14 protein-coding genes are annotated in these 19322 nt (G+C 62.4%); 11 read left to right on the top strand and 3 right to left on the bottom strand.

Translation table 11 applies throughout. The features are described 5' to 3' along the window. Positions 1-303 precede the first annotated feature (303 nt). The 10 genes from lon to GX515_11690 all read left to right on the top strand — a co-directional run bounded on the left by lon (position 304) and on the right by GX515_11690 (position 14131). Entirely contained in the window at positions 304-2769 is a 2466-nt protein-coding gene (lon, locus tag GX515_11735; GenBank protein HHY33665.1) for an endopeptidase La, read from the top strand. Between the two features lie 541 nt (positions 2770-3310). Continuing rightward, on the top strand, positions 3311-4372 hold the full coding sequence (locus GX515_11730) for an NADP-binding protein (GenBank protein ID HHY33664.1): 1062 nt from the start codon (positions 3311-3313) through the stop codon (positions 4370-4372). Beyond that, positions 4365-4730, top strand: coding sequence for a 2-amino-4-ketopentanoate thiolase (locus GX515_11725; GenBank protein HHY33663.1), 366 nt, complete (start codon positions 4365-4367; stop codon positions 4728-4730). The genes GX515_11730 and GX515_11725 overlap by 8 nt, the downstream gene beginning before the upstream one ends. Continuing rightward, on the top strand, positions 4730-6157 hold the full coding sequence (locus GX515_11720) for a PLP-dependent lyase/thiolase (GenBank protein ID HHY33662.1): 1428 nt from the start codon (positions 4730-4732) through the stop codon (positions 6155-6157). The genes GX515_11725 and GX515_11720 overlap by 1 nt, the downstream gene beginning before the upstream one ends. Continuing rightward, a complete protein-coding gene (locus GX515_11715) occupies positions 6157-6519 on the top strand; it encodes an ornithine aminomutase (protein ID HHY33661.1) in 363 nt (120 codons plus the stop codon). Before GX515_11720 ends, GX515_11715 begins: the two co-directional genes overlap by 1 nt. A 21-nt stretch (positions 6520-6540) precedes the next feature. After that, on the top strand, positions 6541-8817 hold the full coding sequence (locus GX515_11710; protein HHY33660.1) for a LuxR family transcriptional regulator: 2277 nt from the start codon (positions 6541-6543) through the stop codon (positions 8815-8817). Continuing rightward, the gene (locus GX515_11705; protein ID HHY33659.1) at positions 8811-10277 is read left to right on the top strand and encodes a DNA mismatch repair protein MutL; all 1467 of its coding nucleotides are present in this window, start codon (positions 8811-8813) and stop codon (positions 10275-10277) included. Before GX515_11710 ends, GX515_11705 begins: the two co-directional genes overlap by 7 nt. Further along, positions 10231-11562, top strand: coding sequence for a GTPase (locus GX515_11700; protein HHY33658.1), 1332 nt, complete (start codon positions 10231-10233; stop codon positions 11560-11562). Before GX515_11705 ends, GX515_11700 begins: the two co-directional genes overlap by 47 nt. 351 nt (positions 11563-11913) lie before the next feature. Beyond that, positions 11914-12138, top strand: a complete 225-nt coding sequence (locus tag GX515_11695; GenBank protein HHY33657.1) for a hypothetical protein — start codon at positions 11914-11916, stop codon at positions 12136-12138. 712 nt (positions 12139-12850) lie between these two features. Then, the gene (locus GX515_11690; protein HHY33656.1) at positions 12851-14131 is read left to right on the top strand and encodes a hypothetical protein; all 1281 of its coding nucleotides are present in this window, start codon (positions 12851-12853) and stop codon (positions 14129-14131) included. 241 nt (positions 14132-14372) lie between these two features. Here GX515_11690 and GX515_11685 read toward each other — a convergent pair whose 3' ends face one another. The 3 genes from GX515_11685 to GX515_11675 all read right to left on the bottom strand — a co-directional run bounded on the left by GX515_11685 (position 14373) and on the right by GX515_11675 (position 18255). After that, positions 14373-15584, bottom strand: a complete 1212-nt coding sequence (locus GX515_11685; GenBank protein HHY33655.1) for a LysM peptidoglycan-binding domain-containing protein — start codon at positions 15582-15584, stop codon at positions 14373-14375. Positions 15585-15781: 197 nt separating this feature from the next. Continuing rightward, positions 15782-17872 (bottom strand): elongation factor G, encoded by a 2091-nt coding sequence (gene fusA, locus GX515_11680; protein ID HHY33654.1) that lies wholly within the window; start codon positions 17870-17872, stop codon positions 15782-15784. A 116-nt stretch (positions 17873-17988) separates the two neighbouring features. Continuing rightward, positions 17989-18255 (bottom strand): DUF2619 domain-containing protein, encoded by a 267-nt coding sequence (locus GX515_11675; protein ID HHY33653.1) that lies wholly within the window; start codon positions 18253-18255, stop codon positions 17989-17991. 405 nt (positions 18256-18660) lie between these two features. On the opposite strand from GX515_11675, the gene GX515_11670 reads away from it, so the two are divergent. Beyond that, entirely contained in the window at positions 18661-19188 is a 528-nt protein-coding gene (locus GX515_11670) for a ribosome maturation factor RimP (GenBank protein ID HHY33652.1), read from the top strand. The last annotated feature ends 134 nt before the right edge of the window (positions 19189-19322 follow it).

Raw genomic sequence — 19322 nt, 5'->3', positions numbered from 1 at the left:
GGATGCTCAGCCACTGGACGCCATCCATTCACCACGCCCGCACTGTCAGATCAGGCGCAGCGCATCGTGAACCGGGACGGCCCAGAAGGGACGCAGGGGAAGTGGGTGCGGCCCGCCCGCGCAGCCAAGGGCAGGAATCGGACAGGCCGGGCAGAATACACTGACTAGTGAGAGCGCCCGGGCCGGCCGCGGATCGCCGAGCATCCCATCGGGACGCGGGGACGCGGGCACGCGGCGCGGTGCCGCTCGTGGTGTGAAGCGGGGACGAGTCCACCTGAGTAGCCGAGGAGGTGCAGATGCAGCATGCCAAAGGACGAAACCAAAGCAGCAAGAACGAGGGACTTGGTACCTCTTCTCCCATTGCGTGGCGTGATCGTGTTTCCGTTCATGACCGTTCCGCTCGACGTGGGCAGAGATAGGTCTGTGGCCGCGCTCGAAGACGCGATGATGAATGACAGGCTCATCCTTCTTGCGGCTCAGAAGCAGGCCAAGGTGAACGAGCCAACGCCGAAGGAGATCTACGAGGTCGGCACGATTTCTGAGGTCAAACAGCTCGCCAGGTACCCGGACGGCACCATCAGGGTGCTGGTCGAAGGCGTGCAACGCGCGAGGATCGCCGAGTACACGCAGGTCGATCCGTTCTACAAGGTGAGAATCGAGCCCCTCGAGGTTTCCGAGCGCATGACCAAGGAGACCGAAGCCCTCATGCGCAGCGTTCTTGGGTACTTCGAGTCCTACGTCAGAGTCGGCAAGAAGATACCCACCGAAGTGCTGGCATCCGTCCAAACAATAGAAGACCCAGGGAGACTCGCTGACGACATAGCGGCCCATCTGCCTCTGCGAACGGAGGACAAACAGAAGGTGCTCGAGGCTGCGTCTCCCAGGCTTAGGCTGGAGAGACTGTGCGCCATCTTGCTCAAGGAAATGGAAATCCTCGAGCTTGAGAAGAAGATCAACTCGCGCGTGCGAAAGCAAATGGAGAGGACCCAGAAGGAGTATTACCTCCGCGAGCAGATGAAGGCCATACAGAAGGAGCTCGGCGAACGGGACGACAAGTCCCAGGAGGGCGAGGAATACCGCGAGAAGATCGCTGCCGCGGACCTGCCCAAGGAAGTCGAGGAACGGGCGCTCCGTGAGGTGGAGAGGCTCGAGAAGATGCCTCCCATGGCTGCGGAGGCTGTCGTGGTGCGAACCTATCTTGACTGGCTCTTGGCTCTCCCATGGACACGCAAAACCCAGGACCGCTTGGATATCGAGGCCGCGGCCAAGGTCCTTGACGAGGATCATTACGGCTTGGAGAAGGTCAAGGAGCGCATCCTTGAGTTCCTGGCCGTCCGCCAACTTACAAGCAAGCTCAAGGGCCCGATCCTCTGCCTCGTCGGGCCGCCTGGCGTGGGCAAGACCTCCCTTGGCAAGTCCATAGCTCGGGCGCTTGACAGGAAATTCGTCAGGTTCTCGCTGGGCGGCATAAAGGATGAGGCCGAGATCCGCGGGCACCGTCGCACATACGTAGGTGCGCTCCCTGGCAAGATCATCCAGGCCATGCGTCAAGCTGGCTCGAAGAACCCGGTGATCCTCCTCGACGAGGTAGACAAGATGAGCTACGACTTCCGGGGAGACCCTTCGTCGGCGCTTCTCGAGGTCCTTGATCCTGAGCAGAACTTCGCGTTCGGCGATCACTACATCGAGATCCCGTTCGACCTGTCCGACGTCATGTTCATAACGACGGCGAACGTGCTCCATGCCATCCCCAAGCCGCTTGCGGACCGCATGGAGATCATTTCCATACCAGGCTACACCGAGGAAGAGAAGGTGCAGATCGGCCTGCATTTCCTCGTGCCGAAGCAGTTGAAGGAGAACGGGCTCGAGCGATACAACATCGAGTTCACCGAGGACGCCATAAGGACGATCATCAGGCAGTACACCCGGGAGGCGGGGGTGCGCGGGCTCGAGAGGGAGATCTCCTCGATATTGAGGAAGATCGCGAAGAAGGTGGTGAGCGCGCCGTCTGACGCCGAGGGCGCTCGCATAGTTGTGGGGCCAGCCGACGTTGAAGGGTACCTCGGCATACCGCAGTACAGGTACGGCGTCGCCGAGTCCGAGGACAGGGTGGGCGTTGCGACCGGTCTCGCTGTTACAGAGGTGGGCGGGGATATCCTGGCCATCGAGGTCTCGGTTATGAAAGGTACCGGGAAGCTCACGCTCACGGGCAAGCTGGGCGAGGTGATGAAGGAGTCCGCGCAGGCCGGCTTCACGTACATCAGGTCCCGCGCGGATGATCTCGGGATAGACCCCAATTTCTATCAGGACCGGGATGTGCACATCCACGTGCCTGAGGGCGCTATACCGAAGGACGGGCCCTCCGCCGGGATCGCGATGGCGACCGCCCTCGCGTCCGCCCTTTCTGGCAGGCCGGTGAGGTGCGACATCGCCATGACCGGCGAGATCACCTTGCGGGGAAGGGTCCTGCCTGTGGGCGGCGTGAAGGAGAAAGTCGTAGCGGCGCACCGGGCGGGGGTTTTCACGGTGGTGCTTCCCAGCGAGAACCGCAAGGACACCGAGGAGATCCCGAAGAGCGTCCTCGACGACATGAAGCTGGTATTCGTGGAGCACATGGACGAAGTGCTCGACGTCGCGCTTCAGCGCCGGGACGAGCTGTGCGAGGGGCAGCGGAACGCGGAGGACGAAGAAGAGCGGGTGCTGCCAGCGATTGTTCAGGACGGTCCGCCCGCACCGGTCCCGGACCAGCTCTACTACGAGTCCTGCTAAGTGAGGACGTGGAGATACCCCCGATTTCCCGAAGCTAGCTGTGTCACGTGTTCCTGAGGATGGGCCGCCCGTTCATGGGCGGCCCGTTTCGGCGGCCCGTTTCGCTTTCGATCCCTCGATTTGCTCCGGAACGGCCTGCCCGCACCTCGCACGGTTGCACTGCCACCTGCGCCCCCGCGAGTTCCGCCCGCCCACGGCTTCCCGCTTCCCTCTCACGTTTGGTGGGGCAGGAATCCGGAGCATCGAGTAGAATACCATAGGGAAAACTAGGGAACCTAAGTGCGGGAAGCTGCCGAACATCTGAGTGGGGGAGGCGGCACATTTTTCGGCCGCGCGTATGCAGTGGGTGCATAATTATGCATAGCTGCATAGATGCGGCCGAGCGGGCTGGTCATCCAAGCATGCGTGAGGCAACGGTGGCACGAGGCGCGCCGCTCGCGGTTCGGTGCGGCCAGTTGACAGAGTATGCAGCGAGTAGGCTGCGGCTGCCGGTTCGGTGCTGCGCAGCTCACCAGGAACTATGCAAGGGGGAGTGATCGCAGTGGACGATGTCACGGTGGTGTGTTGGGGGCTCGGTGCGATGGGCTCCGGCATGGCGAGAGCCCTGCTAGAGCGTAAAGGAGTCAGGATCGTTGGGGCCGTAGCCTCGAGGCCAGAGAAAGCAGGGCGCGATCTGGGGGAGGTACTCGGGGTTGGACGCGAGCTTGGCGTGAGGGTCACGAGCAATCCGGAGGAAGCCCTCGAGGCGGGCGCGGACGTGGTGCTTCACGCCACCTCGTCGTTTGCGAAAGAGATCTATCACCAGCTGGACGCGGCCATGGCCGCGGGGTCGGATGTCATCACGGTGGCGGAGGAGATGGCGTATCTCTGGCAAACCGACCCGAAGCTTGCTGCAGAGATCGACCAGCTTGCGCGCAAGTACGGGGTGAGCGTGCTCGGCACGGGCATCAATCCAGGGTTTGTCCTCGATACTCTCATAATCGCTCTCACCGGCATCTGCACCGGGGTCAGAAGAGTGAAGGCCAGGCGCGTCAACGACCTCTCTCCTTTCGGGCCGACGGTCATGCGAACCCAGGGCGTGGGCACCACCGTCGAGGAGTTCAGAGATGGGCTTGCTAAAGGCACCATAGTCGGACACATCGGGTTTGTCCAGTCATGCGGTATGATCGCGGATGCGCTCGGGTGGAAGCTTGACGAGATCCGGCAGACCCGCGAGCCCATCGTCTCGGCCACGAGGCGCAAGACGCCTTACGTCGACGTGAAGCCGGGGATGGTTGCGGGCTGCAACCACACGGCTCATGCCTTCATGAACGGGGAGGAAGTGATCACCCTCGAACATCCGCAACAGGTTCTGCCGGGTCTGGAGGGCGTGGAGACCGGGGACTACATCTGGATCGAAGGCACCCCGCCCGTGAACCTAGCGATAAAGCCGGAGATCCCGGGCGGCACCGGCACGATCGCCATCGCGGTGAACATGATCCCGCATGTGTTGAATGCGGAGCCCGGCCTTGTCACCATGAAAGACCTGCGTGTGCCCGCGTGCTTCATGGGAGACATAGCGAAGCTCGCCCGGGGGGAGGGAGGACGCAGGGAGCATGTGTGACGTGAACGTTCCGGAGTCAGAAAACAGCAAGCGCGTGCGGTCCGGGGAGTACGTGCAGGTGCACTCGATCATTCTGAAACCTGGCGAGCGGGCCCCGCAAGTCCCCGAGGACACCCAGAAGGTTCCTTTGGAGCTGCGAATCAAGGGGTATCTGGACCACGACGCGCTCGTTGGAGATGAGGTGACGATCACCACGGTGCTTGGGAGAAAGGTCAGGGGACGGCTGGTCGCGGTGAATCCTCCGTACCCCCATTCCTTTGCTAGGCCCGTGCCCGAGCTCCTCCACATTGGCGAGGAACTATGGGGGCTTCTCGGCGCACGGGAGGCCGGGAGGAACAAAGAGGGTGGTGAACCGTGATGCCCGGCACGAGTTACGCGGATGTCATGGCGAGGCGCCAAGACATCATGAGATCGGCGGTGGGCATCGACTACGAGAAGTTCGAGCTCGGCGCGATCGCCTTTGATTACGAGGGGATGATGGACGAGGTCGGGTACACGCTCGACGAAGTCCACGCCATCCAGGAAGAAACGAGCGTCGGGCGAACGCCCCTGGTCGAGCTCCGCAACATCACCGAGGTGGTGCGGCGGATATCCGCTCCTGGCAAGGGCGCCCGGATCCTGGTGAAAGACGAATCTGCGAATCCGTCGGGGAGCTTTAAGGACAGGCGCGCGTCGGTATCCGTGTACTGTGCCAAGAAGAAGGGGTATCCAGGGGTCATAGCCGCAACCAGCGGCAATTACGGGGCAGCCGTGGCGTCGCAGGCCGCTAAGCATGGCCTCAAGTGCATCATTGTGCAAGAAACCTACGATTCGAAGGGGCGCGGCCAGCCCGAGATCATTGAGAAGGGACGGGCGTGCGAAGCGTACGGGGCCGAAGTCCACCAGCTCACAGTGGGGCCCGAGCTCTTCTACGTCTTCCTGAGGCTCCTCGAGGAGACAGGTTTCTTCAACGCTTCCCTCTATACGCCGTTTAGCGTCGCGGGCATCGAGACCCTCGGGTACGAGGTGGGCACGGAGACGCTGCGGATGACAGGGCGCTTCCCGGATGCGGTCATCGTGACCCACGCGGGCGGCGGGAATGTTACCGGAACGGCGCGGGGTCTCCGCAAGGCGGGGTGCCGGCACACTCAGGTCATCGCTGCGAGCGTCGACCTTCTCGGGCTTCACATGGCCAGCGACACCGATTTCAACAGGAAATCCTTTACGACCGGGCACACGGGCTTCGGGATTCCATTTGCGACGTGGCCGGATAGGGCGGATGTTCCTCGAAACGCCGCGAGGCCCCTGCGCTACATGGACAGGTACGTCACCGTGACCCAGGGCGAGGTCTTTTACGTCACCGAGATGCTGGCGAAGCTCGAGGGGATGGAGCGAGGTCCCGCGGGGAACACGTCGCTCGCCGCTGCCATCGCCGTAGCGCGGGAGATGGATCGCGACCAGGTGGTGGTCGTGCAGGAGACCGAGTACACGGGAGCAGGGAAGCACCCTTATGCGCAGCTTTCGTTCGCGCGCGAGATGGGGATCGAGATTAGACGCGGGGATCCCCGCGAGAACGTCCCCGGAAAACGGATAGTCATACCTCTTCACCCGTCGCAGATCCACGTCAAGGACGTATCCCTCGCCGACATGCGCAGGTCCTACATACGGAATGCCTTGTCTTGCGCAAAAGGTCGGCAGATATCCGCGGAGGACGTGAGGTTCCTCGCTGATGATACCAATTCGACCGTGGGCTTCGTCGAGGAAACCATCCGCGAGCTGCAAAGGGGAGGGGAGGTCCCAGAGTGATGGTTCGGCCTGATGATTTCGAGGAGAGGCGTCGGCATCTCGCCGGCATGAGCGATGAAGAGCTCGCGAGGTACTTTTGGGAGCTGGCGGACAAAGTGGTGCAGCCTTTGGTGGAGCTTGCGCGCACCCACACTTCACCCTCGATTGAAAGGTCGGTTCTCCTCCGGATGGGGTTTTCCAGCCTGGAGGCGAAAGCCATCGTGGATAGGTGCGTCGAGAGAGGCCTTCTCGGCAAGGGCGCGGGCCACGTGGTGTGGAAGCTCGCGACCGCCCGAGGGATGAGTGTGCGCGAGGCCGGCGTCGCCCTGGCCGAGGGCAGGATGTGGGACGAGGCTGTGAGCCTCTTCGGTGCCGGGAGGTGAGGCGACGTGGCTGGAGCGACGCTGCGGCCCGACGAGAAGCTGGACGTGCGGGAGATCCTCCGCGATCTCGAGCATTACAGACCCAGGCGGCGAGGCTGGGTCTGGCGTGAGAAGCTACCGCCCGGCACAAAGGTCGGACCATTCGAGTACCGCCAGATATCGCGCCCACTGGATCGATCTGTGGCGCTTCCTGCGGCGAAGTACTTCGGTGGCATAGACCCCCAGCCAGAGGTGGTCGTGACCACGGAGATCGCGTCGGGCCGGTTCGAGGATGACATAAGGCGGATGAGGATGGCGGCCTGGCACGGGGCGGATCACATAATGGTCATCCGCACCATCGGTCAAAGCCATTTCGACGGGCTCATCGAAGGCACTCCGGAAGGGGTGGGCGGTGTCCCTATCACGCGAAAACAGGTGCGTGCGACGCGCAAGGCACTGGATCTCATCGAGGACGAAGTAGGCCGGCCGATAAACTTCCACTCGTATGTGAGTGGTGTGGCGGGCCCAGAGATCGCCGTGCTTTTCGCCGAGGAGGGCGTGAACGGCGCACACCAGGACCCGCAGTACAACGTGCTGTACAGGAACGTCAACATGTACCGGTCATTCGTCGACGCGGCGGTGGCCAAGACCTTGATGCAATGGGCCGGCATGGCGCAGATCGACGGAGCGCACAATGCGAACGCCACTGCCCGTGAGGCGTGGAAGGTCACGCCTGAGCTGATGGTGCAGCATGCCATCAACTGCGCCTATTCAGTGAAAGTTGGGATGGCGAAGGAGAACATATGCCTGTCCACCGTCCCTCCTGCGGCCCCGCCTGCGCCAGAGATGCGCCTGGATCTGCCGTATGCTGTGGCCCTTCGCAGGCTCTTCGCAGGGTACAGGTTCCGGGCCCAAATGAACACGAAGTACATAGAATCGTCCACGCGCGAGGCGACCGTCACCCACGCTCTTAACCTCGTGTTATCGAGGCTCACAAGCGCCGACATCCAGAGCACCATCACGCCTGACGAGGGACGGAACGTCCCCTGGCACTACAACAACATCGCTGCCCTGGCCACCGCCAAACAGGTGCTCATCGGGCTTGACGGGCTGCGAGACATGGTGAAGCTTGACGACGACCCCAACGGCGAGCTGGAGCGGAAAGCGCGCGAGATCACCGAGCGGGCGGTATTGTTCCTCGAGGAGATCTTGGACGTCGGCGGGTACTTCGAGGCTGTGCGGCAAGGCTTCTTCGTCGACTCCGGAATGTATCCGGAGCGCAACGGCGACGGGATAGCGCGAGACCCCGAGGGGGGCGTGGCGGCAGGGACCATAGTGCCGCGCGACGCAGACTATATGGCACCGGTGTGCGCTCACTTCGGTGACAACCATCTCCCCGAGGGAACGAGGGCGGACCGGCCATGCGATCTCATCGGGGGATGCACTCTGTGCAACCCCGACAAGATAGTATACGTCGATGAACTTGACCCCACGGACAACGTCGATACGAGGCTCGCGACGCTGGAGGCCGGGCCGCCGGGCCTGGTTTATCCTGAGGTCGAGTGGGCTGCGGACCGGGTCGTGACCATGACCATGTTCTGGCCGATCGACGAGGCCCGCGCAGAGGCGGCGGCGCTCGAGACCGCGCGCAGGCTCGGACTGGAGGAGCCCAAGGTCATCCACAAGGAGGTCATGCATCCAGCGGAGGGCACCCTGGTGGAAGTGAAGGGCAGGGTGACGTTCGGGATAGACCTCGCGAGCCTCAAGACGCCAGAGTCACAAAAGCCTCTTTCGCCTGACGAAATCAGGGAGTTCGTGAGGCGGAGAGGAGGCGTCAAGGTCGTCGCGGCCACGGTGGGCCAGGACGAGCACTCTGTCGGGCTCCGGGAGATACTAGACATAAAGCACGGCGGGCTTGAGGGCTTCGGGATCGAGTGCCATTACCTGGGAACGTCCTGCCCTGTTGAAAAACTCGTGAACGCGGCGATCGAGGTCGGTGCCGACGCGATCCTCGCAAGCATGATAATCACCCATGCCGATGTCCACAGGATGAACATGAAGAAGCTCGCTAGCCTGTGTGTCGAAAAGGGTATCCGCGACAGGGTGCTTTTGGTCGCCGGCGGCACCCAGGTCACGCGGGACATCGCAACCGAATCAGGAATGGACGCCGGGTTCGGGCGCGGGACCCGCGGCATAGACGTAGCCACCTTCCTCGTGCGGACGCTCCAAGAAAAGGAGGCGCACTCAGAGGGCAGAAACGACCCAGGCCCAGGCGGAGGCTCGAGCGAGGGCACGGATTCGGGGGCCCCGGCATGTTAAACGTAGACGCATTGATTGCAGAGATCGGGAGCACTACGACTCTGGTGAACGCCTTCGACGGGCTTGGCGGGCCGAATCCGGTGTTCCTGGGGCAAGGCCGGGCGCTCACGAGCGTTCGGCAAGGCGACGTCTGGCTGGGCCTGGAAAGGGCCATGGAAGATCTCGCTCGCTGTCTCGGCGCGGAGAAAGTAGGGTACAAGTTGCTCCTCGCCACGTCGAGCGCGGCGGGTGGCCTCAGGATGACCGTCCACGGGCTCGTATACGACATGACGGTCAAGGCCGCAAAGGAAGCCGCGCTCGGGGCCGGCGCGATCCTGAGGATGGTGACCGCGGGACCGCTGTCTGACACCGACCTGGCCAGGCTCCGCGAGGTTCGGCCGAACATCATCCTGCTCGCCGGGGGTGTGGATTTCGGCGACAGGGACACGGTTCTTCGCAACGCCCGGCTCATCGCTGCGGCGCGCATGGGCGCGCCCGTGATATACGCGGGCAACAGAGCTATCCAGGGCGAGGTAAAGGCCATTTTCGACGGGGCCGGGACGGCAGTCACGATCGTCGAGAACGTGTACCCTCGGGTAGACGTCCTGAACATCGAGCCTGCAAGGCGGGCGATCCAGAGGGTGTTCGAGGAGCACATCGTGACCGCTCCCGGAATGGCCCGCGTGCGCGAGGTGGTGAGCAGCGGGATCATGCCGACGCCCGGTGCGGTGATGGCTGCAGCCAAGCTGCTGTATGAGGCGATTGGGGACCTGGTGGTCATCGATGTGGGAGGAGCGACCACTGACGTGCACTCGGTGACCGAAGGATCGGAAGAGGTCGCGAAGATCCTGACGAGCCCAGAGCCTGTTGCCAAGCGCACGGTTGAGGGCGATCTGGGCGTTTTCATCAACGCGTCGAACATTGTCGACCTCGTGGGTCCCGATAAGCTTGCACAGGATCTTGGCTTTGATCCCGTCGAGGCGCTGCAGGAGCTCGAGCCGGTGCCTTCGACGGAAAAGGGGCTTCGGTTTGCACGTGCGCTCGCCGCGGAGGCCGCGCAGATAGCAGTTCGGCGCCATGCGGGCCAAGTCCGGCACCTGTACGGCCCGCTCGGCAGGGTGACGGTGGCCGAGGGAAAGGACCTGACGAAGGTCAAGTGGATCATCGGGACCGGCGGGGCGGTGGCGAGGCTGCCGGGCGGCGGGTTCATATTGGAGGGCGCGAAAGGGCGACGGGGTGACACCCGGCTCCTTCCGCCGCCTGACGCGAGGTGCGTGATAGACAGGGACTACGTGATGGCATCATGCGGCGTGCTTGCGAGATTCCATCCAGACGCCGCCGTAGCGATAATGCTTCGGAGCTTGGGGCTCGCGGGCTGTCATGGCGTTCGCGAGAGCCCGTATCATTCAAGAAAAGACGGGAGTGAGGTCTCAAGTGGCCAACAAGACCAAGGTAGTGATCATGGGCGCCGCTGGGCGTGACTTCCACAATTTCAACACATTCTTCCGCGGCAACCAAGAGTACGAGGTGGTGGCGTTCACCGCGACACAGATCCCGAACATCGAGGGGAGACGATATCCGCCCGAGCTCGCGGGCGACGGTTACCCGGACGGGATCCCGATCCTCTCCGAGGAAGAGCTCCCGGCCATCATAGAGAAGCACGGCGTGGACGAGGTTGTGTTCGCGTACAGTGACGTTTCTCACCTGGACGTGATGCACAAGGCGTCGGTCGCGCTTGCGAAGGGGCCCGACTTCAGGCTTATGGGCCCCACCACCACGATGCTGAGGTCGCAGGTGCCCGTCATTGCGGTAACGGCTGTGAGGACGGGTGTTGGCAAGAGCCAGACGACGCGCAGGGTGACGGAGATCATGAAGAGACACGGGAAAAGGACCGTTGTGGTCCGGCATCCCATGCCGTACGGCGACCTGATAAAGCAGAGGGTGCAGAGGTTTGCAACGTTTGAGGACCTCGACAGATACGACACCACGATCGAGGAGCGCGAAGAGTACGAGCCGCACATCGCGAGGGGGTTCGTGGTCTACGCCGGCGTCGATTACGGCGCGATTCTGCGGGAGGCGGAGAAAGAGGCAGAGGTTGTGCTCTGGGACGGCGGCAACAACGATATGCCATTCTATGAGCCGGACCTCCTGATCACCCTTGCCGACCCGCACAGGCCCGGGCACGAGACATCGTTTCACCCAGGCGAGACCAATCTCCGCATGGCTGACGTGGTCATCCTGAACAAAGTCGACACCGCGAAACCCGACGATGTGGACCGGGTCGAGGCCGCGGTGAGGAAGATCAATCCGGGGGCTGTGGTCATCCGCGCGGCATCCCCGGTCGTGCTCGAACAGGGCGACATGATACGCGGAAAGAGAGTGCTCGTGGTCGAGGATGGTCCTACCCTTACCCACGGCGGCATGACCTACGGTGCGGGCGTGATAGCGGCTAGGCGCCATGGAGCAGCGGAGCTTGTGGATCCGGAGCCTTACGCCGTTGGCTCCATCAAGGCCACCTTGAGGAAATACCCCGAGCTGGAACCATTGCTGCCGGCCATGGGCTACGGGAGGGAGCAAATAAGGGAATTGGAGGAGACGATCAACAGGACACCCGCGGACGTAGTTGTCATCGGCACGCCTATCGATCTACGCCGCGTGATAAACATAACCAAGCCAGCGCTCCGGGTGCGGTATGAGCTCGAGGAGATCGGGCATCCGACCCTGGAAGAGATAATCGTGGAAAGGTTCACGGGCAGGCTGTTCTAAGCATATCGCCGGAAGTCGGCGCTGCATTGTGGAGCGGTGGTCGTGGCGGGGGTGCTGGCGTTGCACTCCGGGGACGGCGCACTCGGGGCGAGCTTCGCCCGAATTCCGCGCACGAGCTGGGCAAATCCTCTAGACCCGTGATGCAAGCGTCGGCAGCCGCACACCGCCATGCAACGAAACGAGAGCTCATCTCGTGTAGAGGGCACACCGGCGAATGAGGCCAGGAAGCCAGCAGCACGCGGCCGAAGGCGGTGGGGCTGGGCGGCGGCCAAGTTGACGCGTGCGGTGCCCTGTGATACACTCCCACCGGGGGAAACATCTGGGCCAACTGACATGAAAGGGTGATAACGCGTGGCCGAGGTCGAGCTCCCGGAAGGAGTGTCCGTTGCCAGCCTGAGAAGCTGCAGGCAGTTGAGAGGGTGTCCTGCGAGCCTTTACCTCATCTGCCCTGTTTATGCCAGGCACGACAACTGCTGGGATTCCGACGAGGGGTGCTTGGATTGCTGGAAGGACTGCGAGCACTGCAAGGACTATGCAAAAGCTGTGGCGCTGGGCCTTGTGAAGAAGCGCAAATAGGTGAGGCTCTGGGTTTTGCGGAGCCGGGAATCCTCGCCTCCCGTTCCCGGGACGCCTGGATTGTTGCGAGTGCTTGCACGGCTTGGGAGCATGGAGTATGGCGCAAGTGCGCCTCAAGGCCCCGAATCCTGACGAGGCGGCGCGCCGCGAGCGCGCCGTCCCCCTGAGGACGGCAGCGGCAATCGCGGACAGGACCTTAGCGTTGCGATGTAAGTATGGCGAGCTTGTGGCGATCTGCTCTAAGTATGGCGCCGTAAGTTTTCGTCTCCTTTCTTGACGGCGTTAGGGTTGCCGGTGCTTGCACGACGGGGCGTGGAGAATTCGGCAGGCTTGCGCGCCGAATTCGAACGAGGCGCGCTGCAAGCGCGCGGTCCCCGGAGGGCAAAGCCGATAGCCTTAGACAGGATCCCCTCCGCCGGAGAGTAGCGCGCACTTTTGGCGACATACTTAGATAGAGACGAGTCAAGTCGGCGCTTAAAAGGCCTCCCGATGCGCGCATGTCTGCTGCGTCGGGGGGTCTTTGCATTTACTTGGCGGCGAGAAGCCGTTGCCAGTGCAAGGGAGAATCACCCGAAAGTGGGATTGGCATCCATGGCAGGTCATGGTATTATGGAGACACCTGTCCATGAGTCAGCGGAGGCCATCGGTCAGTAGGGGCCGACGCAGGCTGCGCGCTTCGACCCTCAGCACTATCGGGGAGGCAACGGCGGGCATGGGTAGTAACAAGGCGGGCGTTATCAGGCTGGGCTGCGTGGTCGCGTGTGCACTCGCGGTGTGGTTGACTTGTTTTCCGGGAGAGGCGACGGCGGCGGGCGACGAAAATCCCGGCGGCTGGTGGATACTGGGGGCGGCGCGACTAAGCGGCAAGTTCACGCTGGAGGTCCTCTCTTTCCACGAGGATCCCGCGAACCATGGGATGAAGCTGGACATGGCGTTCGACGGCAAGCTCCGCCTGCCGTCCGTCGGCGGGATGTCGTGCGATGTCGCGTTTGGCGCACGGCCTGCTCCAGACGGGCGCGGCGCGCTGGGCTACGCGGCCGCGGCCCTTGCAGCCAAGATGGGGGGAGGGCTCAGCCTGGACCTTGACGCCAGGAAGAGCAGAACGGTCGAGTCCGATGACTCTGCCGGCCAGGGGAGGGAATGCATCTCGACGATTGTCAGGGCGGCGCTCGGGTGGAAGCCTCTTGCCACCGGATTGTCCGCGAACCTTGCGTGGGAACGAGAGCAAACCGCGTATCCAGCCCGACCTGAGAGCGACCACGAACGCCGGGAAGTGGCAGGCGAGTTGAAGATGGCCCCGGTATCACAGGTGTCGGTTCTGGCGGGCTTCGACGTTGTTAGCAGGGATTACTGGGTCGAACCGAAGAAGAGCTCGGCCACCACGGCATGCTGGCTCGAGCTTGCGGGCGAACGGGCCAAGGCTCTGGAGGGGCGGGTCAGAATCGAGCGAAAACGCGCGATGTACCCCGAGTCCACGGGGCGAACCTACGACCAAACGACCCGAGAGGTCGCCTTGTCGTGGGACCCTGTGGCGCGCCTTTCGGTAGACGTGGCGCTTTCCGACGTAGACAAGCGGTTCCCGTTCGCGGCAGCGAAGGACCACCACGACCGCGAGCTCTCCATGTCTCTCGGCCTGAAGAAGACGGTGCTTGGCACCCTTACTCTTGAAGGGGCGTTGTTCGAGCGCAAGGCGCCTGCGTCCCCGAAAAACGAATACAAGGCTCGCAGCGTTGGAGCCGAAGCGGAGACCTCCCTGAGCAAGAACCTCTCCTTGCGGGCCGGATGCGCGTTCGTCCAAAGGGGTTACACCGACTCGGGGGAAAGAGATGGCGATTATCACGAGGCAACGGCCACGTGGAGACTCTCCTACTCCCTGTCACGCGATCTTGACGTGGCCTACGAGGCCGAGATCAAGCGCCGGGAGTACCCTCTCAGACCGGCGAAAAACCTCCACGGGTTCGAATCCGGAATCACCCTCGTGTACAGATTCTGAGCATGGCGCTACAGGTTTTCGTATCATTGCTTGAGTAGGCTAGGATTGCCAATGCCTGCAGGATGGGGCGCAGAGAGTCTGCTAACCTGCACGTCAAATCCGAACGAGGGACGCCGCAAGCGCGCCATTCCCGGAGGGGAGGGGCAAACCGGCGACCCCAGGCAGGGTTCGCGCTCGCGCGCTCAAAGGCAGCCCGAGCTTGTAGCGGTATATCTAGGGCGACGATCCGACGGGATCGGGTTCAGTGAAGCTCCTGCGCTGGCGGCGCGGGAGGCGACCCCGTCACCGAATAGGGAATGAGCAGTCGCGATCCAGGCGCAAGGCCGGTCTCGCCCGACAGTTGGTTCGCGCTGGCGATGTCGCGGATCGGGACGCCATAGCGCCTTGCGATTTGGAGAAGGTTGTCGCCTGGTGCGACAGTGTGAACGACTTCGTGATCAGCCTTTCTGTCTATGGATATCGTCTCGTCTATCTCAAGTTGCACCGACGCGGATATGGCGTCGAGATCTCCCACGATGAACGCGTGCATGAAGGGAGGCTCCGGCCTGCCCTGCGCCGGGTTGATCCGAAGGAGGTAGTCGCGGACGACCGCAGGGAGGTCGTCCCGGCGGCAGAAAAGGAGCGGGGTGTGTTTCCCCATGTGCGCTAGGATCGCGCCGGATATCGCGTCCTGCCATCTCCCCGGGTTCACGAAGGTGAACGCATGGCCCTGTTTGTCGTTCTTTCCAAATCCGAACCTTCCGTCTGCTGAACGGTACTTCGCGAACCTTACGGCGAGCTCGAACGGGTCCTCAGCCGAGATTCGTCCAACCGTCCCCGTGGTGAGGTCGCGCACCGTCTCCTCGACCTTGTCCGATATCAGCTCCCGGTTCCCGATAATGAAGACGTTCGTGGACGTTCCTGAGGCGCGTAACGCGGCAACCGTTTCCTGTGGCAGGGCATCCTTGAGCGTAAACAGCACCGGCACGCCACCGTGCACCGCCATTGCGCCTGCGCACAGGCCGGAAAGCGGGTGTTCCCCCGACAACAGCATCACGTCGCGAGGGTAGCCAAGAAACCTTGCGATCTCCGCCGCCGTGTGGTACGCATTGATACCGGTGAGCCTCATGACCGACAGGCCAAGGGAAGCCACTTGCTGCTCAATCGCGCTGTCGAGCGCCCCGATCATGATCACCTGGGCAAGTCCCTCTGCCCCGATTGGTGCCAGTCTCCGCACCTCGTCCAAGACGACGGGGTCGAGACCACCCGGGTGGCTAAGGAGCACAGGTCCGTCGATCGGCTGATGGACGAGCGACAGGGCTGCCACGGCGTCCAAGGGATGCTCCGAGCTTGCGAGTATCACCGCATTGGATCGCCGTCCGAACACAAGCTGCGTTACCGCGACGTTCGTTTGGTACGGTCCTCTTCCGAAAACCCTGGTGGTGTTGGGCGAATCATAAGTGAGAAGAGGCATGAGCCCTACCTCCTAGGTCCAATTCGCAACCCGCGCCTGGTTTTCGTATTCCCTGCAGCCGTCGCTATTATACGGGCCCGATCATGCTGTCGGGGAGCCTGCCCGAGGCAAGCTCCCCGATGTCGTCGCGTGAAGAGATGGCGTTCAGAACAGCTAGAGCACGGCGCCGCGTTGTGGCGTGCCGCCTACGCTATCCATCAACCCTGCTGTTCCTTCTCTTTCTTCGCCTTCTCGATTATCTGCTGGCTGATCTGTGCGGGAACCTCCTCGTAATGAGAGAACTCCATGGAGTAAGACCCACGGCCGCCCGTGATGGAGCGCAGATCTATGGCGTACTTGAACATCTCCGCCATGGGCACCTGCGCCTTGATGACCTGGTATCTACCGTGCGGTTCCATGCCCATGATCCGCCCACGCCTCTTGTTGAGATCACCCATGACATCCCCCATTTGGCTTTCAGGCACCACGACCTGGACGTTCATTATGGGCTCGAGCAGCACCGGGTGTGCCTCGAGGGCGCCTTTCTTGAACGCCATTGACGCCGCGATCTTGAAGGCCATTTCGGACGAGTCTACTGGGTGATACGAACCATCGTAAAGGGTGACCCTGATGTCAACCATCGGGTAACCCGCGAGCACCCCATCCTGGAGAGCCTCTCTGACGCCCTTTTCTACCGCGGGGATGTACTGCCTGGGCACAGCGCCTCCAAAGATCTTGTCAACGAACTCGAACTCTCCGCCGGGCGGCAGCGGCTCAAGTTCCAGGAACACGTGCCCGTACTGGCCTCGGCCGCCGGTCTGTTTCTTGTGTTTGCCCTCGACCTTTGCGGTGCCACGAATGGTCTCGCGATAGGGCACCTTCGGCGTCTCGAGGACGACGTCTGTGCCGAACTTGCGCTTCAGCTTCTCCGCGATGACCTCGATATGAACCTCACCCATGCCCTCAACTATGGTTTCGGACGTCTCAACGTCCCGCCTGACGACGACCGTGGGATCCTCCTCGGCGAGCCTCGCAAGTCCGCTGCTGATCTTGTCCTCATCACCCTTGCTCTTGGGCTTCATGGCCATCGCCAGCGTGGGTTTGGGAAAGTCTATTGCCGGGAGCACTATTGGGTTCGCCTTGTCCGTAAACGTATCACCGGTGCCCGTCACTGAAAGCTTCGCCACGGCCGCGATATCGCCAGCGCCCACCTCACCCGCGGGCTCCTGCTGCTTTCCTTTCATGAAGAAAACCTGGCCGATACGCTCCTGCGCGTCTCTGGTGATGTTGTACACCTGGGAGTCTGATCTGAGCGTGCCGGAGTAAACCCTAAACATGCTGATCTTGCCCACGAACGGGTCCGCCGTGGTCTTGAATACGAGGGCCGCGAGCGGCGCGGTGTCCTCGGGAGGCCTCTCGGCTTTCTCTCCGGACCCCGGCACTTGACCCTCAACTGCGCCGGCGTCCGCAGGCGAAGGCAACAGGGACACGATGGCGTCCATGAGAGGCTGAACGCCGATGTTCCGCAGCGCAGATGCGCACAGGATCGGGTACGCCTTTCTCTGCATCACCCCAGCCCTGAGCCCTCTCACGATCTCCTCTTGGGACAACTCGTTGCCCTCGAGGTATTTCTCTATTAACTCGTCGTCGCTTTCCGCTGCGATCTCGACGAGCGTGTCCCGGAGCTCCTGCGCCCGCCCGGCGAGTTCTCCGGGCACATCCGCTTCCTTGAACTTGGTGCCCGACCCGTCCTCGTACACGACAGCCTTCATCGTGATGAGGTCAACCACTCCTCGGAAGCTGTCCTGAGACCCTATGGGGATTTGAACGGGGACGCAACGATTGCCGAACGTGCTTCGCAGAGCATCGACGGTTTTGAAGAAATCGGCGTTTTCGCGGTCCAGCTTCGTGACGACGATGGCCCTGGGAAGCTGCCGCTCGTCGGCGAACTTCCACACGTTCTCTGTTCCCACCTCGACGCCGGAGACGGCGCAAACAACCACGAGCGCCGCGTCCGCCACGCGCAGCCCGCTCTTCACCTCGCCTATGAAGTCCGCGTACCCGGGGGTGTCGATGAGGTTGATCTTGACGCCCTTCCACTCGAGGGGAGCTACCGAGGTGGAAATGGAGATCTTCCGTCTGATCTCGTCCGGGTCATAGTCCATCGTGCTGGTTCCATCGTCGACCTTACCGAGCCTGTCGATCGCGCCGGCGTCAAACAAAATCGCCTCGGCAAGGCTGGTCTTACCCGCCCCGCCATGGGCGATGAGGGCCACGTTCCGGAGATCTTCCGTCCGGTATCTTTTCAAAAACATCTCCTCCCTGTTATCGAACGCTCGTCCAATCTTCTGTTGCCTTCCTTATTCTACACTTGGACCTGCTTGATTTCAAGAGAATGGCGTCCGGGGCGCGCACCGGGCCAGGACTACCTAGTTGCTGCCACGATCAGCATGGAGCCACAGAGGATGATAAACATCTTCACCCATGACACGCGACCCGCGATGCCCGAGAGCCCCAGCGCGCACACGAGCGCAACGACGGCGGGGCCCAGGAGCCCCAGAACGGCGTTGATCCTTAGGGCTGCAGAGACCCGGCTGCACTTGAGCATGAGCAGCGCGCCGAGGATCTCGACGAGCGCGCCAGCTGCCCTGAGACACGCCATGGCCGCAACCACTTTGTTTTCCTCTGCCATCCCACAAGCCTCCGATGCTTTGTGCCGTGTCACAGCGATCATATGCTCTGCGCGCGGATTTCTTCCCCTGCGATAGATGGAGACCGTTCGAGGGGCGTTCTCCACAGCTCTCACGCCGCCCAGCGGCCTTCAGGCGCACCGTAGCTCGTTCCGCCGCCAGCCGCTTTGGAATCCTCGCGACCTTACACACGGTCTTGGAGCTTTGTATCCGTGCAGGTTGCGGCCCCTTGCCGCCCCTGCGGCCCTCTGTTGTTGCGCGGCGGCGCTTGGTGTGTTATACTAAGGCAGAGCCTTCGCGCTGTGAACGTCGCAGCAATTGTGGAGAGTGGGGAAACCCACTCTCTCGTGTTGTGAGGTGGTTTGGCTTCATCCTGCACGACGCGGCCCGACGCGGCCCGGCCCGGGATGAAGACCAGGCTCGTGAGGCCTGCACTGTGCGTTCGAACTGTGGGTTCGAGCAGAGGAGGAAATCACGTGAAAGCTGAGGATGTCGAGAATCTGGTCACGGAGATCCTGCGACCGATGTTGGACGGAAAAGGGATTGAGCTCGTAGACGTGGAATATGTCCGCGAAGGCGGGCAGTGGTACCTCAGGGTATATATCGACCGGCCCGAGGGAGTGTCCATGGATGATTGCGAGTGGCTCAACAACGAGCTCGGCGCCAAGCTGGACGAGCTCGATCCGATCCCCCAGAGCTACGTGCTGGAGGTCTCGTCCTCGGGGGAGAAGCCTTTGAGGCGGGAGAGTGATTACGAGCGGTTCCGCGGGCGCATGGTGCTCATCACGACTTATGCGCCCGTAGACGGGAGGAAGTCGCTTGAAGGCCGGCTTCTAGGCGTGGCCGACGGGAAGGTCAGGCTCGACACGGGAGAGCGCACGGTGGAGGTGCCACGCGAGAAGATCAGCCACGCGAGGCTCGTTGTGGAGGTCTAGGCGTCTGAGCGGCACGGTGCCACGGGTTTTCATCTCTTTCTTGTGGGGTTCTTGGCGGTACCAGGATTGCCGGTGCTCGCACGGCCGGGCGGCTGGAATTCGGGCGGAGCGTGCGCGAGATTCGGTGAGGCGCA

Source organism: Bacillota bacterium (assembly GCA_012842395.1).
Classification (GTDB): Bacteria; Bacillota; SHA-98; order UBA4971; family UBA4971; genus UBA6256.
This window is presented reverse-complemented; position numbering and strand designations above follow the sequence as displayed.

Excerpts from the sequence above, each read along its gene's own strand:
- lon (HHY33665.1), top strand. The coding sequence starts at position 304 with ATGCCAAAGGACGAAACCAAAGCAGCAAGAACGAGGGACTTGGTACCT.
- GX515_11725 (HHY33663.1), top strand. The coding sequence starts at position 4,365 with ATGTGTGACGTGAACGTTCCGGAGTCAGAAAACAGCAAGCGCGTGCGG.
- GX515_11720 (HHY33662.1), top strand. The coding sequence starts at position 4,730 with ATGCCCGGCACGAGTTACGCGGATGTCATGGCGAGGCGCCAAGACATC.
- GX515_11715 (HHY33661.1), top strand. The coding sequence starts at position 6,157 with ATGGTTCGGCCTGATGATTTCGAGGAGAGGCGTCGGCATCTCGCCGGC.
- GX515_11705 (HHY33659.1), top strand. The coding sequence starts at position 8,811 with ATGTTAAACGTAGACGCATTGATTGCAGAGATCGGGAGCACTACGACT.
- GX515_11690 (HHY33656.1), top strand. The coding sequence starts at position 12,851 with ATGGGTAGTAACAAGGCGGGCGTTATCAGGCTGGGCTGCGTGGTCGCG.
- GX515_11685 (HHY33655.1), bottom strand. The coding sequence starts at position 15,584 with ATGCCTCTTCTCACTTATGATTCGCCCAACACCACCAGGGTTTTCGGA.
- GX515_11675 (HHY33653.1), bottom strand. The coding sequence starts at position 18,255 with ATGGCAGAGGAAAACAAAGTGGTTGCGGCCATGGCGTGTCTCAGGGCA.
- GX515_11670 (HHY33652.1), top strand. The coding sequence starts at position 18,661 with ATGAAGACCAGGCTCGTGAGGCCTGCACTGTGCGTTCGAACTGTGGGT.